Below are 15,125 nucleotides of genomic sequence, written 5' to 3' on the forward strand. Positions count from 1 at the left end.
GAAACTATCATATATGAAAATCAGTAACAAATACTTGGTTGAAGCCATTGTTTTTATTAGCTATGTACTCTTTGCTATGGCTTGGGTCGGCGGTACCGCTAGTATGGGACAAATAATGTCGGCGATGCACATCGATAGCTTAGCTTCTGCGAGCTTTATCAGTGGTGCGGTAACCTTAGCAAAGATTGTAGGAACGTTTGCTGCTGCCTGGATTGCGTTAAAGTTTGGTATTAAATACGCGTTCTTTATTGCTAGTTTATTTATTGCCATTGGATTATTAACACCTTTTGCGCCGAATTATGAATTGCTGTTGTTAAGCCGCTTTCTGATGGGGTTAGGTGGCGCGTTTATGATCGTATACTTTAACCCTATTGTGATGCACTGGTTTCCAGTCAATGAGCGTCCTGCTATTAATGGTCTCAATGCAGTTGCTTTTAACATTGGTACGGGTGTAGTGTTATGGAAAATGACAGCAATAAATGAGTTTACTGGCGATTGGAAAGTTAGTTTGATCAGCTTTTCAATTGCTAGTTTGTTATTAAGCTTTGCTTGGTTATTGGTGAAGTTTGAACCTGATACACAGGGACAAAGCCAGGAAGGCACACCCTTAGAAAATTACAGTTATATCGACGGTTTAAAAGATAAATTCAATTGGGCTTATGGCTTGACTTATTCAGGGTTATTAGCGTTTTATATTTGCCTGTTTACCTTTTACCCTAAAGCCGGTATTAGTCAAAGTAAATGGGTGATAGGCTTTGGCATTGTCGGTACATTAGCGGGTATTCTTTATAGTAAAAAAATGCCATTACGTTTACCTGTTATTCGATGGTCTGGTGCTATGATGATAGTGACAATTATCGGTGTCTCTTTTAGTAATAGTGAGTGGTTGCAAACCTTATCTGCAATTGTGCTAGGCTTTTTTATTTTCTTCCCGATCACTGCATTGGTATCAATTCCTCATGAATTACCTAAAATGACAGGACAACGAATTACCGTGGTTTTTAGTTTATTCTATTCAATTAGTTACTTATTTTCTACTGTGATCTTATGGTTGTTTGGTAAGTTGGTCGATATTAATCAGGGTGATTTCACCGCTTCATTTATTCTCATTTCACTAATAAGTAGTACCTTTTTTATTGGCAGCTTTTTCTTGCCTGAAACAGGGAAAGTTAACGAATTAAACATTAAGGAAAAATTATGCGAGGAATAATATCTCCCAAATTAGTACCGTTTCTTGATCAAGCAAATACAGCCATTGCAGCATTCAAGGATACAGGGCAGGGCTTTAGTGCCGAGTTAGTTAGACAAGGATTAGATAATTTATCTGCACTTATTGGTACGGGGCCGAATATGAGCATGGTAAAAGATGATTTTTTAGCAACCACCAGCCATAATATTCCTGTTCGTATTTATAACCCTGCGCCTAATGATACACTGCCAGTATTACTTCACTTTCATGGTGGTGGTCATATGTGTGGTAGTGTCGATTTATATGATCCTATAAGTCGTAAACTCGCGCTAGCAACTCATGCTATTGTCATTTGTGCTGATTATCGATTAGCACCTGAATACCCTTATCCAGCAGGTTTGGATGATTGCCAGCAGCTACTAGAGCGCTATAAAACTCTTCTGACAGATATGAAACATAGTGATGAACTTTATATTGCTGGAGATAGTGCTGGTGGTGCCATTTGCACTAGCTTAGTAATGAATAACTCAAGCAACGAAAAAACTAACGACTCGGTGAAAATTGATAAGCAAGTTTTAGTTTACCCGAGTGTGGATTACACTATGATGAGTGCTTCTATTGATGAAAATGGCCAAGGTTTTTTATTAGAAAAAGATAAAGTTCAGTGGTATTTTGAGCAGTACTTTCAAGTGAGTAGTTTAGAACGAGACGAGATTGCACAAGCTAAAATCGTGAAAGCATCACCATTACTGGGGGAGTTCTCCTCGAATATGCCGGCAACTTTGGTTATTACTGCGGGTTGTGATCCGCTAAGAGATGAAGGAGTCGCTTATGCTAAATCACTGGCCGAAGTCGGTGTGGATATTGAGCATCATTCATTCGATGGTATGACACATGCTTATATGCTGCTAAATGATCTGGTAGAAGAAGAATGTTCAGCCACTTATCAACTCATTGGACAGTTCGTTAAAGGTACCTCTCCTGATTAAATTCACTCTCTCGCTTGTATCGAGCTTGGTAAGCTCGGTACATTGATCATGTTCTATAGATAGCGAATTTTAAGGATTTTTATAGGTACTTCTCAATCGGTAATAATTGTAAAAAATTCGATTTAACTCTTTGTGATAATTCGGTCTCTGGCTCCTTGTCCCACTCATCTTTACCTGAATGCCAACGGATTTTTCCTTCACGTAAATTTAACCGCCAACTATTTTCTTCGCTCATAGCAAGCTCCATATCATCGGCAAGGCTTTCTGCAATACTGTGACTTTCAATTACTAACAGAGATTCAGTATTAAGGTAGGTTGAACGTAAGTTAAAATTAAACGATCCGACAACAGCGATTTTTTTGTCAAAAACAATCGATTTTGCATGAAGACCATAGGCAGTTGTCGGAGCACATTTTGATAAATCTCTTGTTGATTCTTTGCATAACCTTGTGTCTGGTTTCAATTCAAATAACTGAATACCTTGCTTTAACATGTCCTTTCGTCGACCAGCGTAGCCTGAATGGTTAGTGATGAGATCATTAGAGGCCATTGAATTAGTCAATGCCTTTAGTTGAATTCCATTGCTGGTCAGTATTTGCAACTCATCTAATTGGCGATCATCGAATATTAAATAGGCGGACTCTAATACAATTTCTTGGTTAGATTGACGAGCCAATTCGCTCAAAAATTTGGCGGTAGTTTTTGGGGTAGTTGTATTATCTTCATCGATGGGTACTGGTCTGTCGGAAATAAAACGTGCCTGAACCCAGCTCATTTCATTCAACACTTCTTCTATGAAGCGCTGTGCTACTTTTTTACCTTCGGGTAAGGCAGGGTAATTTTTGTAGCTAGGAGTTGTCACTTCATCTAAAACAGGCGTTTCAGATGAAGCTTTACCTCCTAATAAGTTAACAGGATATGACCAACGGCTGTTCCAATACTCTGCAAAACTAATTTGGATATCAGTAACTACTGAGCCCATGACTAGAGCATCACGATCACGGAAATTAATTTCATCAGACAGATCAAAATATTCATTGCCTATATTGCGCCCTCCAACAATGGACAGGGCTCCGTCGACGGTAAATGACTTATTGTGCATTCGACGATTTAGTCGTGAGAAATCACCTAATACATTTAGCCACTTTGCTGCGCCACTGCGACTTGGAATTGGATTGAATATTCGAATTTCTATTTGAGGATGAGAATCAATAGTTGTCAGTAAGTTCTCTCGTTCATTAAGGTTGATATCATCAAGCATTACGCGGACTTTAACACCGCGATCAGCTGCTGCTATTAAACGATTTGCTAAATAGTGACCGGAGGTATCAGAATTCCAAATGTAATACTGAATATCGATGCTATTTTCAGCTGTTTCAATTAATGCTAACCGTTGAGCTAAAGCGTCCCAGCCAGTGTCTTGTAACAAAACGGCACTCGTTTTTGGGGTAACTTGGCTAAGTCGGTAAGTATTAGTTAATTCGGATAATGTACTTGTTGAATGGATGGATATTGGCTCAATGGTATGCTCAATTTCTTCTGGGAGTGATGCACATCCAATTAGAGTGGCTACTAATAGCATTGTGACACTAATACGCTGAAACAATAACATTGGTTATATTTCCTTTTAACTTTGATCTAGCAATTCACATCCTATCTCCTCACGCTATTATTTAACTTAATTACAGCTTGGAAACTCTATAAAATTAGGGAGGTTATATCTAAAACATAAACTTCTGAAGTGTAATAGAAGAATAAAGACACTTTGCTATTTTAGCAACCACCTTGTTAGGCTGCCTCTAGTTTTATTCACTACTACATTATTATTAGTGCGGAAAAAAAGTAAATATTTAACGATCAGTTGAACCAAATAGTAACTGATCGATAATCATTTCAATTAAAGAAAATATTTAACTTGAGGTGGGAAATTTACTATTAAATAAAATCAGAGGTAATAGAGCTGGAGCTTAATATAAGCTTGTTATTGAGCGGTCCAAGCACCATCCATAGGCAATGATGAACCTGTAATGCTGCGGGCACTATCACTGCAAAGAAAGAGGATGAACTCACCAATTTGACGAGGTGCCATCATTTCAGGTAGTGGCTGTTTGGCTGTAATAAGTTGGTATTTTGCTTGTTCGAAGCTACGCTTTTCTTCTCTGGCAATGTCAGTGATTTGATCATTGATAAGTGGTGTATCTACCCATCCAGGGCAAATGGCATTGGCAGTGATGCCATGCTCTGCACATTCAAGAGCAACAACCTTGGTTAGACCAATTATGCCGTGCTTAGCGGCACAATAGGCGACTTTATTTTTAGAAGCGACAAGGCCATGAACAGAAGCAATATTAATGATCCTGCCCCATGAATTTTGTTTCATGCCACCTAAAGCAAGCTGAATAGTATGAAAGGCAGCGGTTAAATTGATGGCAATGATGGCATTCCATTTACTTTCTGGAAAAGTATCTACGCTTTCAGTATGTTGAATACCTGCATTGTTGATCAGTATATCAATTGAGCCCATTGCTTTTATGGCATTTTCCATAAAATGACTAATGGCATCTGAGTCCATTAAGTTAGCATTATCAAAGATGGCATTTATCCGATATTGTTTAGAAAACTCTTGCGCTAGGCTAGCGCCTTCTTCATCACTCATTAACCCGTGCAATACTAAATTGATACCTTGTTCAGCCAAAATGTGAGCACTTGCCAATCCAATACCACTTGTTGAGCCGGTGATAAGTGCAGTTTTACCTTTCAATGTTGTCTTTTCTGGGGGAGTACTTTCTTGCATACTGTTTCCTTATTATTAATTGTAAACAAGAGCAGCATATCTCTCATGCTTTAAAGCCCTGATGCTATGGAAAGAAACGCAAATGCTGCACTCGAAAGTTAGGATAATTACCTTAGCTGAATTGTGTTGGAGTTGAATTACTACCTTAGTGCCATTAGTTCATAGGACGTTTGCCGCTAAATAAGATGCTTTTCTTCATTTCAGGGGGGTATTGGTGGAATAATTTTTTATGGACTCAATGAGCTTGTAAAAATGTTAACTATATTTGTTAAATAACTTGTGATGAAGCAACGTTGAAATGATATTTTTTAGAGGTGAATGTTAGTGTGGTGAGATTCGTTATACGTTACATCCCAAAAGTGAAAGGATATTGCAATCAGAGAGTAGTTTAATAGGTATTAGAGCTAGTCAGCCGAAGCTGTATTGTGTGGGTTAAAAGCGTCTTACTCATTGTTGAGTAGTATTTGCTTAGAGTGACTAGGCTACACACTACTCGCCGCGATTAAAACACTTTACTCTCTTTTAAAAAGGCGAACAAAATTTAACCGCGAAAGAGCAACAGACTCTAGCTGAGGATTACTGACGGCAGTTAATTTCAGGGTTAATATTAATAGAACCCGCTTGGTTAATTGTGGCTATTTTATCATCTTGCTTTAGTATGGCTAACGTAGAATCACCAATTGAGCGTACATAAGCAAGTTGGTAACCAAATTGACCTAGAGTACATACTGAATATTGTTGGCTGAAGTTAAGTTTGTCCCACAAAGTGTCTTTATCATGATCTTGTTGTCTGCTATCAGTCATGAAAGTAGTAACAGAGGGAAAGTTACGGTGTTGCTGTAAAGTCGTTAACATAATATCTGCCTCACTATTTAGTTAGTGATAAGATATTAGCTAAGTCTTGATTGGAATGTTGTAGGCAATTGTTAGCTTGATGTTATAATTTGTATGGTTGTTATTTAAGCAACTATAAAAATGCTCAACAAATTTATGACAGTGTGAACACTCTCGTATTGCAAGCTTCCTTGTTAATGTTATTTTGAATTTTCTTCTGCTTGTTCTCTGATTTTGGCTTCTTTAATACGCCACTTTTGCAATTCAGCATAATAGTGATCCCACACACAAGGGTTACAAGCACCACCACCACAACAATCATCATCTGCAGGGGCTATAGGTTTTTCGTGGCTATTTGACATAGGTTTTGTGAACTCAAAAATAAGTGAAGTATTTATTTAGATTTATGACACTAGAGTAACAAAAAAGCTCTGCAATTGCAGAGCTTTTATTTAATCATAAGCGGATATTAGCTAGCCAAGCTCAGCTAACTTGTGCTCTAAATAATGAATATTAGCACCACCATTAACAAAACCTTGATCATTTAGAATGTCTTGATGCAAAGTAATATTTGTTTTGATGCCGTCAATCACTAACTCTGATAGGGCATTACGCATACGTGCAATAGCTACGTCACGGTTATCACCCCACGTGATTAATTTACCTATCATAGAGTCATAATGTGGAGGCACAGAGTAATCTGCATAAATATGAGAATCCCAACGAACACCTAAACCACCCGGTGGATGGAAACGTGTAATTTTACCCGGTGAAGGAATAAAAGTACGAGGATCTTCAGCATTAATACGACACTCAATAGCGTGACCTGCAATCTTGATATCTTCTTGAGTGCAAGATAACGGTTGGCCAGCAGCAACACGTAGTTGCTCTTTGATCAAATCAACACCAGTGATCATCTCAGTTACTGGGTGCTCAACCTGAATACGCGTATTCATTTCAATGAAGTAAAATTCACCATTTTCATATAGGAACTCAAAGGTACCAGCGCCTCGGTAGTTTATTTCTACACAAGCATTACAACAACGTTCACCAATTTTGGCGCGCATTTCAGGGGTAATACCCGGTGCAGGAGCTTCTTCAACTACTTTTTGATGGCGTCGTTGCATCGAACAATCACGTTCACCTAAATGAACTGCAGTTCCTTTGCCATCAGCAATAATTTGAATCTCAACATGACGTGGGTTTTCAAGGAATTTTTCCATGTAAACCATGTCATTTTTGAAAATTGTACCGGCTTCTTTTTTCGTCAGTGCAATTGATTCTATTAACTCTTCTTCATTGCGAACGACACGCATACCACGTCCACCACCACCACCAGCAGCTTTAACGATAACAGGGTAGCCAATGCGCTTAGCATGGGCTTTGTTTACTTCTTCATCGTCATTTAAAGGACCATCAGAACCAGGAACACAAGGAACACCTGCTACTTTCATCGCTTTGATTGCAGCAACTTTATCACCCATGATGCGTATACTTTCTGCTTTTGGACCGATAAAGGCAAAGCCAGATTTTTCAACTTGCTCGGCAAAATCAGCATTTTCAGCAAGAAAACCATACCCAGGGTGAATTGCCACAGCATTGGTCACTTCAGCCGCAGTAATTATGGCAGGAATATTAAGGTAACTTTCAGGTGCTGATGCTTTACCTATACAAATGGTTTCATCGGCTAATAATACGTGTTTTAGGTTTTTATCAGCAGTTGAATGAACCGCTACTGTTTTAATTCCTAGCTCTTTACAAGCACGTAATATTCTTAAGGCAATTTCGCCACGATTGGCGATAACAACTTTATCTAACATGGAATAACCCTTCTGGTTGGGCTTATTCAATGATGAATAGCGGTTGGTCAAATTCAATGGCGTCTTCATTTTTCGCTAAAATCTCTACAATAACACCAGATTTATCTGCTTCAATTTGGTTCATCATTTTCATTGCTTCAACAATACATAATGTATCGCCAGCATTGACATGCATACCAACTTCTGCAAATGCTGGAGCATCAGGTGAAGCCGAAGCATAGTATGTTCCAACCATTGGAGAGCGAACAACATGACCAGAAATAACTGGCGCAGCGGCTTCAGCAGGAGCAACTGCTGAAACAGGTGCAGCTACTGGTGCTGCTATAGGTGCGGCTTGTATTACAGGTGCCGCTTGTACTGCTGCAGCACCACGGCTGATTCGTACTGATTCTTCACCTTCTGAGATCTCTAATTCGTTGATACCAGACTCTTCTACTAGTTCGATAAGTTTTTTGATTTTACGAATATCCATTGGGACACCTTAATTTGAGTGACTAAAAATTTGCTTTAAATATAAGTTAATGATTGGTCATTAACTGTTACGGTTTGTTATTTTTGTTATTTTTTTTATTTCTCTATTTGCCTTTATTTAGGTATCTGTGAGCAGCTTCAAGAGCAAAGGTATAACCTTGCGCACCAAAACCGCAAATAACACCTGTGGCAACATCAGATAAATAAGAATGTTTTCTGAAATCTTCGCGAGCATGCACATTGGATAAATGTACTTCGATAAATGGTATGTCTACCGAAAGCAAAGCATCTCTTATCGCAACACTTGTATGAGTGAACGCGGCGGGGTTAATGATTATAAAGTCTACTTGCTGGTAACCATTGTGAATAGCATCGATTAATTCATGTTCGGCATTTGATTGCAGGTGCTTTAATTCAATATGCATTTTTTCCGCTTTTAAACCTAGCTCAGCAATAATCTCTGTTAGGCCTTGTTTACCATAAATAGTAGGCTCTCGCTTACCAAGCATATTTAAATTTGGGCCATTTAACACTAAAACTGTAAACTTTGCGTTCATCTTCTGCTAAAACACCATTAAAAATAAATTTCTCTAATAATTACACAAAACCTCGTCGCTGTGAATAAAAAAAAGCATCATTTCTAAATTTATTTTGTTATTGGCGATAATACTCATGTTTTCGAAGAATATAGCAGCAAAGTACTGGTCAAACCTCTTTTGAGTGCATGTAAATGTTGATTTTTTGTTTATTTGAGCTATTATTATCAAGCTATTTTTATTATTACATTGATTTTAAAAAGTTTTTTACATTTGCTCAGTTTCATTGTAAGGGATCCCTTATTAAATATTACTCTCTCGTTCTTATTCTCATCTTTGCAGGTCTTGTGTCTTCAAGCGCTGCAGCTATAGAGATAGTGACTCACCCGCAAGTTACTGAAATTAGCTTAACAAAGTCACAATTACGACGTATTTATACAATGCGTCAATTGCGTTGGAGTGATGATAGCGCCATTAATGTTTTTGTATTACCTAGTCAACATGAACTCCATCAGCGATTTGCCAAAGAACGGCTACAGATTTTTCCTTATCAGCTTAATCGAATCTGGCACAAACTCACATACTCAGGCTTGGGAGTTGCGCCAACAATAGTTTCATCTGAAAAAGAACTTATTCAAGCGGTAACCAAAACACCTGGAGCTATTGGCTATATAAATGATGAAACCTTAAAAAAGATAGAACAGAATGAAAGAATTAAAAGGATAGAAAACCCTAGTATGGAAGCAAGTCATCAGACACGGAGTAAAGGAGTAGTAAATGTTGTCAAAATTAAAGACTAATGCTGCAGTTGAAATACCTAATAGGGTGCATGACTTGAATTGTTTTAAGCGGTTTACGTGCCGGTTAATAATGCTTGCAGCAACTCTTATCGGTTACAGTGCAAGTTTTGCACAAGCCGAAGATGAAGCTTATTCGAATTCGCAAGAGTTTCAATTACATGGTTTTATCTCACAGGGGTTAATTGATGTTAATGGTAGTGATTTTGTCAATGATGATGGAGATGTGTCTGCAGAGTTAACTGAAATTGGCCTTAATGCCTCCTATCAGTTATCTGACAAGTTTCGTCTTGCAGGTCAAGTGGTTTACTTAGATGGTGGAAATCGTTACTCGCAGGGAGCAAGAATTGATTATGCCTTGGTCGATTGGTCAGCCTTCACTAGTGAAAATTGGCAAGCCAATGTATATTTGGGCAGATTTAAAAATAACCATTGGCTCTATTCTAGTTCTAGAGATATTCCTTTTGCTAGGCCTAGCATTATTTTACCTCAATCTGTTTATTTTGATGGGTTTAGAGATATTGCTGTTGGTAGTGATGGTATTGCCACTAAAATTAGTTATAGTACCGATGACTATGGCAACTTTGATTGGCAATTTAGTTATGGTAAATCACCTATTTCAGATGAGCAGACAAAAAATATTTTAAGTGAATTTGCTCAAGGAAGTGCCAAGCAAAATTATGATGCTCAAACAAGCTTATATTGGCAACCCTCGTATTCACCTTGGCGTTTTGGTATTTCATTACTCGATGCAGGGTTTGGTTATGACCAAGGAGATGCGGGTAGTGGTGATATATTTTTTGATAGCGAATTTAATTTTCAGTTTTATACAATGAATGCTCTGTATGAAGGTGAAAATTGGGAGTTTAGTGGTGAAATTTATCAGCAGCGCTTCACTATTGATGGCTTTTATTACCCAGGCTTTCAACTTGATAATATCGGGCAAGGCTTTTATGTACAGTCACGCTATAAGTTAACACAGCAATTAACGCTATTAGCCCGTTATGAAGACTTTTACCTGAATAAAGATGATAAAGATGGTAAGCAGTTGGAACAAGCTACCGGTGGTGCAGTTCCTTATTACTTCGGCTTTCATAAAGATATTACGTTAGGACTGAACTACGATATTACCAGTAATTTTAGTGCTCGCATGGAGTATCACTGGGTGAATGGCGCAGGTAGACTCACACCAGTAGTAGTGCCCAACACCCAGATAAATGACAGTGAAGATTGGCAAATGTGGGCTATCCAATTGATGTATTGGTTTTAAAAGTAGTGTTATGAATATAAAATTTGTTGGTGTACCAACCAAGCTTTTGGTACTAATCGTCTCAACCTTACTGCTGTTAGCCGTAGGGTTTTCTTCGCTATCCTATTGGCGTTTACAAGCTGATTATCAAGAGTTCCAGCAAAATAATATCGTGCAAGGGCAGGTGCAAGTTAATCTGCATAATGGCATATTACGCACAAAATTAACCGTATGGTTAGAGTCTTTTACTGATTTGATTCAACTATCTCAGCAAAATGACTTTTCAAATCTTGCGCTACAACTAGAGAAACAATATGACGCTCTACAGTTGCATCTCAATGTAGAAGATATCTGGTTGGTCGATGAGAAACAAAATATCTTATTTGCTACCAATGATTTCCCCGCAGTAGTACAAGATAACATTGCGCAAGTATTTAGATTGCAAGAACCAGAGCATCGAATTTATTGCCCGCAAAGTTGTCAATTGTTATTGAGTTTGCCTTTACTCAATAAGCAAGGAGATATGGTTGTGGTAACCATGAGTACTTCTCTGGTTGATATGTTATTTGCGTTGAAGACCACGTTAGATAGAGATGTTGCTGTCATTCGTATACCCACTGAAGATAATAATGAAATAAAGCCCTCCTCGGTTAAAGTAATCTCAGCATCTAATATGAGGTTAACAGAGTCATTGTTAACGTTGGAGAAACCTTACTTGGCTCTCAATAGCGTATTAGAGAAAGGTCTCCATCTTGATTTAGGCAGTAATAGTTATTTAATTAATCTACTGGCTTTATCAGAACAAGCCGAACAAGATTTTTATCTTGCTTTGATTGATGATGTGACAACATATAAGGCAAAGAATGATGCATATCACCAGCGCTTTATATTATCTTTGAGTCTTATATTTAGTTTACTCGCTGCTTTTGTATATTTTATCTCTAGTCCTTTTACTAAACGTTTATTGCTGCTGTCTAATGCGCTGCCTTTATTAGCACAAAAAAAGTTTGATCAGTTTCGACAAGTTGACCTAAAAAGACCTCGAATGTTTGCCGATGAGTTGGATGTATTAGCTCACTCAACTGAAGAGCTCAGTTTTGAATTAGAACAGCTTAACTTGGTGGTAGAGCAGAAAACTAAAGAGTTAGAGAGCATCGCGATGTACGACTTACTCACAGGGTTGCCTAATCGTAATATGCTCAATTATCAATTACGAAAGTCGTTAGCTAATATTGCGCGTGATAAAAGTGGTGTTGCTGTGCTTTTTCTCGACTTAGATGACTTTAAAAAAGTAAACGATAGTAATGGCCACAATATTGGGGATAATCTACTGATTCAGGCTGCAGAACGAGTGAGAGTCAGTGTTGGTGAATTGGACTTAGCAAGTCGATTTGGTGGTGATGAGTTTGTTATTGTACTTAGTCACCTCAGTAGCCTTGATGAGGCGATAGAAGTCGCAGAAAAAGTTTTATTACAGTTTAAAGAGTCCATAAAACTAGGTTCTAATATATTTTATGTTTCTACCAGTATAGGTATCGCTTATACAGAATCAGCAACAGAGAAGTCGGATGATTTGATTAGCCATGCCGATATTGCTATGTATGAAGCAAAAGATAATGGTGGTGGACAATACCATATTTATCATCAAGAAATGTTCCAACGTGTTGCTCACAGGGTAATGCTTGAAGGTGAGGTGAGACAAGCGTTAGCCAAACAGCAGTTTAGTTTAAGTTTACAACCGCAAATTTGTGCTAAAACTAAAAAACTGTATGGTTTTGAGGCTTTATTACGCTGGCAACATCCAGAGCGCGGTATGATTTCACCAGAAGACTTCATTCCAATTTTAGAAAACTCTCAACACATGATTGAATTGGGTTATTGGATAATTCGTCGATGTTTTGAACTAGCTATAAGTATCAAAAAATACGGGCTCGAAAATATTCGGATAGCGATTAATTTATCTGCAGGCCAATTCATGGATGCAAATTTACCGCATTTCCTAAAAGATTTATTAATAGAATTTTCATTAACAGCGCAAAATTTTGAACTTGAACTAACAGAGCAAACCTTAGTGAAGGACATGGAGCATACCATCGCTATGATGGAGGCCTTGAAAGTTATTGGCTTTAGTTTTGCTATCGATGATTTTGGTACGGGTTACTCATCACTAGCGTACTTAAAGAAAATGCCGGTTGATGTGATAAAAATAGATAAAAGTTTTATTTTTGGTATGCTAGAAAATCATTCTGACTTTCAAATTATCACTTCAACGATTGCAATGGTTAAGAACTTAGGTTTAACAGTTGTAGCGGAAGGCGTTGAGACTCGAGCACAATTACGCAGCTTAACAGAAAATGATTGCGATATAATTCAAGGTTATTACTATTCCAAACCGATCCCTGAAAAAGATTTGTTTACTATGCTAGATAAACAAACAACATCTGGTTATTGGAAAATAGCTAGTACAATAAATCATGGCCCTTCCACAGATAAGTCAGCCTAAGTTAAGTGTTTTCAAGTAAAGCTAATCTAAGAGTAGAGTAGCTTTACTTGATCGTTCTTAACTTAGGGTAAAATGGATTTAGCAACTAACCTAGCTAGTTAAATATTGATTTCACGTGTGCACTAAACTCTGTGGCTTTCATAAAACCAGTAGTACGTTGCTTGGTTAATTCATTTCCTTGCAAATCAAAAAACAAAATCGAAGGTAAACCCAAAATAGTATAATGCTGCACAAGTTCTGCATTATTTGTTGAGTCGAAGTCTGTCATGTCAATTTGCAACCAAACAGTATTACTTAATGCCTTTTGCACCTCATTGTCGACAAAAGTATATTTTTCAAATTCTTTACAAGCAATACACCAATCAGCGTATAAATCTACCATCACGGTTTTCCCTTGTCTGTTGGCACTGATAACTTCATTGTTCAGTTGTGCTAATGAGGTTACTTGTTTAAAACTTGCGTGTTGAGCATCATTGCTGACAACAGTCTTACTCGGAAATACTAACTGGTAAGTAAGATTTGCACCAAAAAATAGCATTAAAAATATGACTAGAGAGCGAAAGCCATACCAAAAACCTTTTCCTTGTTGATCGTTTTGCCCTGCTGCATGGTTTTGATTAGCAACATAGAAATAACTAGCACTGACTAATATCAATAACGCCCATAATGCTTGGCTGGCAACTTCAGGAATTAAACGCTCTAATAAAAATACGGGTACAGCGAGTAATAGAAGACCAAAGATATTTTTGATGATATTCATCCAAGCGCCAGCTTTCGGCAGTAATTTACCACCAGAGCTACCTAAAATAAGTAAAGGTAGTCCCATACCTAGACTTAAGGCATATAGCGCAGAAGCCCCTAAAATCACATCGCCTGTTTGAGAAATATAAAGTAATGCTCCCGTTAGAGGTGCTGTAGTACATGGAGAAGCGACTAAGCCAGAAATAACGCCCATCATTAGGACGCCAGTAATGGAGCCTCCTTTTTGTTTATTACTTAGGTTATTTAATTTATTTTGCCAGCTTGCAGGCAAGGCTAAGTTAAAAACGCCAAACATTGAAAGCGCTAAGAATATGAATAAAACACTGAGACCAATGAGTACTATTGGGTGTTGAAACACTGCTTGAAATTTTGCGCCTGCCATTGCAACAACCACGCCTAAGAGGGTGTAGGTTATCGCCATCCCTTGCACATAGAAAAAAGATAATGTAAAAGCTTTTTTCGTTGTTAAACCTTCACCCTGCCCAACAATAATGCCCGTTAGGATAGGATACATAGGGAAAACGCAGGGCGTAAATGATAACAATAAACCGCCTACGAAAAAGGCTATGAGCGTTAATAACAAGCTATCTTGCTTGAGCATATCAGATAACTGATGCTGCTCGCTTTTTTGAGCCTCACTTACGTTTTTCTGTTGGTTAGCACCAGAACTTGGTGTTGCTAAAGTTGATGTGTTAGCACTTCCTTCATCTGTAATGAATTTACTTAATTTAATTACCTTACTCGTTGGCGGGTAACATAAGCCTTTTTCGGCACAACCTTGATAGCTAATTTTGATACTTGCGTCACTTGAAACGTGCTCAAGGTTTACTGTGAATGTTAAGTTATCGGTGAATATCTTTTGAACACCAAAAAACTCATCTTCGTGGTCAATACCATCAGGTAACAAAACAGGCGTAAACTGAGTCTTATCGCCTTTAAATTTAAACTGATGACGGTACAGATAATACTCAGGCGCAATGTCAAAACTCACTTCTAGCAAGTTGTTTTTCTGATAAAAATTAAAAGAAAATGCCTCATCGACTTTCAAAAATTCATCATCATTACTAAATAAACTGGTATTAGATATATCAAAAATTGATTGCTTTTCTTGTGCTACAGCGGGGTTAAGAGTAAGCGCTGCTAACATTAGAAAGCATAGTGATAGTAAGTTTTTCATTAAG

General features: G+C 37.8%; 13 protein-coding genes. 5 read left to right on the forward strand and 8 right to left on the reverse strand.

Annotation, left to right across the window (positions count from 1 at the left end; genetic code table 11):
• Nucleotides 1–13 precede the first annotated feature (13 nt).
• Nucleotides 14–1,210 carry an MFS transporter gene (locus tag ND2E_RS02935; RefSeq protein ID WP_033095474.1) on the forward strand — a complete coding sequence of 399 codons (1,197 nt, stop codon included), beginning with the start codon at nucleotides 14–16 and terminating at the stop codon, nucleotides 1,208–1,210.
• Nucleotides 1,198–2,178, forward strand: a complete 981-nt coding sequence (locus tag ND2E_RS02930) for an alpha/beta hydrolase (protein WP_033095475.1) — start codon at nucleotides 1,198–1,200, stop codon at nucleotides 2,176–2,178. Before ND2E_RS02935 ends, ND2E_RS02930 begins: the two co-directional genes overlap by 13 nt.
• A 79-nt stretch (nucleotides 2,179–2,257) precedes the next feature.
• Here the strand turns inward: ND2E_RS02930 and ND2E_RS02925 are convergent, their stop codons facing one another.
• From ND2E_RS02925 to aroQ, 7 genes are all read right to left on the reverse strand, one after another.
• A complete protein-coding gene (locus ND2E_RS02925; protein WP_033095476.1) occupies nucleotides 2,258–3,790 on the reverse strand; it encodes a phospholipase D family protein in 1,533 nt (510 codons plus the stop codon).
• A gap of 369 nt (nucleotides 3,791–4,159) precedes the next feature.
• Nucleotides 4,160–4,972 carry a 3-hydroxybutyrate dehydrogenase gene (locus ND2E_RS02920; RefSeq protein ID WP_033095477.1) on the reverse strand — a complete coding sequence of 271 codons (813 nt, stop codon included), beginning with the start codon at nucleotides 4,970–4,972 and terminating at the stop codon, nucleotides 4,160–4,162.
• Between the two features lie 576 nt (nucleotides 4,973–5,548).
• Complete coding sequence (locus ND2E_RS02915) at nucleotides 5,549–5,827, reverse strand: hypothetical protein (protein ID WP_033095478.1); 279 nt, start codon at nucleotides 5,825–5,827, stop codon at nucleotides 5,549–5,551.
• 179 nt (nucleotides 5,828–6,006) lie between these two features.
• The gene (locus ND2E_RS22830) at nucleotides 6,007–6,168 is read right to left on the reverse strand and encodes an oxidoreductase-like domain-containing protein (protein ID WP_081962107.1); all 162 of its coding nucleotides are present in this window, start codon (nucleotides 6,166–6,168) and stop codon (nucleotides 6,007–6,009) included.
• 111 nt (nucleotides 6,169–6,279) lie between these two features.
• Complete coding sequence (accC, locus tag ND2E_RS02910) at nucleotides 6,280–7,626, reverse strand: acetyl-CoA carboxylase biotin carboxylase subunit (protein WP_033095479.1); 1,347 nt, start codon at nucleotides 7,624–7,626, stop codon at nucleotides 6,280–6,282.
• Nucleotides 7,627–7,648: 22 nt separating this feature from the next.
• Nucleotides 7,649–8,098, reverse strand: a complete 450-nt coding sequence (accB, locus tag ND2E_RS02905) for an acetyl-CoA carboxylase biotin carboxyl carrier protein (RefSeq protein ID WP_033095480.1) — start codon at nucleotides 8,096–8,098, stop codon at nucleotides 7,649–7,651.
• Between the two features lie 103 nt (nucleotides 8,099–8,201).
• Entirely contained in the window at nucleotides 8,202–8,654 is a 453-nt protein-coding gene (gene aroQ / locus ND2E_RS02900) for a type II 3-dehydroquinate dehydratase (protein ID WP_033095481.1), read from the reverse strand.
• A 173-nt stretch (nucleotides 8,655–8,827) separates the two neighbouring features.
• On the opposite strand from aroQ, the gene ND2E_RS23210 reads away from it, so the two are divergent.
• From ND2E_RS23210 to ND2E_RS02890, 3 genes are read left to right on the forward strand one after another with little or no spacing between them, the layout of a single operon-like run.
• A complete protein-coding gene (locus ND2E_RS23210; RefSeq protein WP_190277868.1) occupies nucleotides 8,828–9,433 on the forward strand; it encodes a type 2 periplasmic-binding domain-containing protein in 606 nt (201 codons plus the stop codon).
• The gene (locus tag ND2E_RS02895) at nucleotides 9,411–10,700 is read left to right on the forward strand and encodes a TonB-dependent receptor (RefSeq protein WP_033095482.1); all 1,290 of its coding nucleotides are present in this window, start codon (nucleotides 9,411–9,413) and stop codon (nucleotides 10,698–10,700) included. Before ND2E_RS23210 ends, ND2E_RS02895 begins: the two co-directional genes overlap by 23 nt.
• A 10-nt stretch (nucleotides 10,701–10,710) precedes the next feature.
• Entirely contained in the window at nucleotides 10,711–13,182 is a 2,472-nt protein-coding gene (locus tag ND2E_RS02890; RefSeq protein ID WP_052056949.1) for a putative bifunctional diguanylate cyclase/phosphodiesterase, read from the forward strand.
• A 94-nt stretch (nucleotides 13,183–13,276) separates the two neighbouring features.
• Here ND2E_RS02890 and ND2E_RS02885 read toward each other — a convergent pair whose 3' ends face one another.
• Entirely contained in the window at nucleotides 13,277–15,121 is a 1,845-nt protein-coding gene (locus ND2E_RS02885) for a protein-disulfide reductase DsbD (protein WP_033095483.1), read from the reverse strand.
• Nucleotides 15,122–15,125: the final 4 nt, after the last annotated feature.

It is taken from the genome of Colwellia psychrerythraea, assembly GCF_000764225.1.
Taxonomy (GTDB): Bacteria; Pseudomonadota; Gammaproteobacteria; order Enterobacterales; family Alteromonadaceae; genus Colwellia; species Colwellia psychrerythraea_D.

Coding starts and splice junctions, on each gene's coding strand:
- ND2E_RS02935 (WP_033095474.1), top strand. CDS start 14: ATGAAAATCAGTAACAAATACTTGGTTGAAGCCATTGTTTTTATTAGC.
- ND2E_RS02930 (WP_033095475.1), top strand. CDS start 1,198: ATGCGAGGAATAATATCTCCCAAATTAGTACCGTTTCTTGATCAAGCA.
- ND2E_RS02925 (WP_033095476.1), bottom strand. CDS start 3,790: ATGTTATTGTTTCAGCGTATTAGTGTCACAATGCTATTAGTAGCCACT.
- ND2E_RS02920 (WP_033095477.1), bottom strand. CDS start 4,972: ATGCAAGAAAGTACTCCCCCAGAAAAGACAACATTGAAAGGTAAAACT.
- ND2E_RS02915 (WP_033095478.1), bottom strand. CDS start 5,827: ATGTTAACGACTTTACAGCAACACCGTAACTTTCCCTCTGTTACTACT.
- ND2E_RS22830 (WP_081962107.1), bottom strand. CDS start 6,168: ATGTCAAATAGCCACGAAAAACCTATAGCCCCTGCAGATGATGATTGT.
- accC (WP_033095479.1), bottom strand. CDS start 7,626: ATGTTAGATAAAGTTGTTATCGCCAATCGTGGCGAAATTGCCTTAAGA.
- accB (WP_033095480.1), bottom strand. CDS start 8,098: ATGGATATTCGTAAAATCAAAAAACTTATCGAACTAGTAGAAGAGTCT.
- aroQ (WP_033095481.1), bottom strand. CDS start 8,654: ATGAACGCAAAGTTTACAGTTTTAGTGTTAAATGGCCCAAATTTAAAT.
- ND2E_RS23210 (WP_190277868.1), top strand. CDS start 8,828: ATGTTGATTTTTTGTTTATTTGAGCTATTATTATCAAGCTATTTTTAT.
- ND2E_RS02895 (WP_033095482.1), top strand. CDS start 9,411: ATGTTGTCAAAATTAAAGACTAATGCTGCAGTTGAAATACCTAATAGG.
- ND2E_RS02890 (WP_052056949.1), top strand. CDS start 10,711: ATGAATATAAAATTTGTTGGTGTACCAACCAAGCTTTTGGTACTAATC.
- ND2E_RS02885 (WP_033095483.1), bottom strand. CDS start 15,121: ATGAAAAACTTACTATCACTATGCTTTCTAATGTTAGCAGCGCTTACT.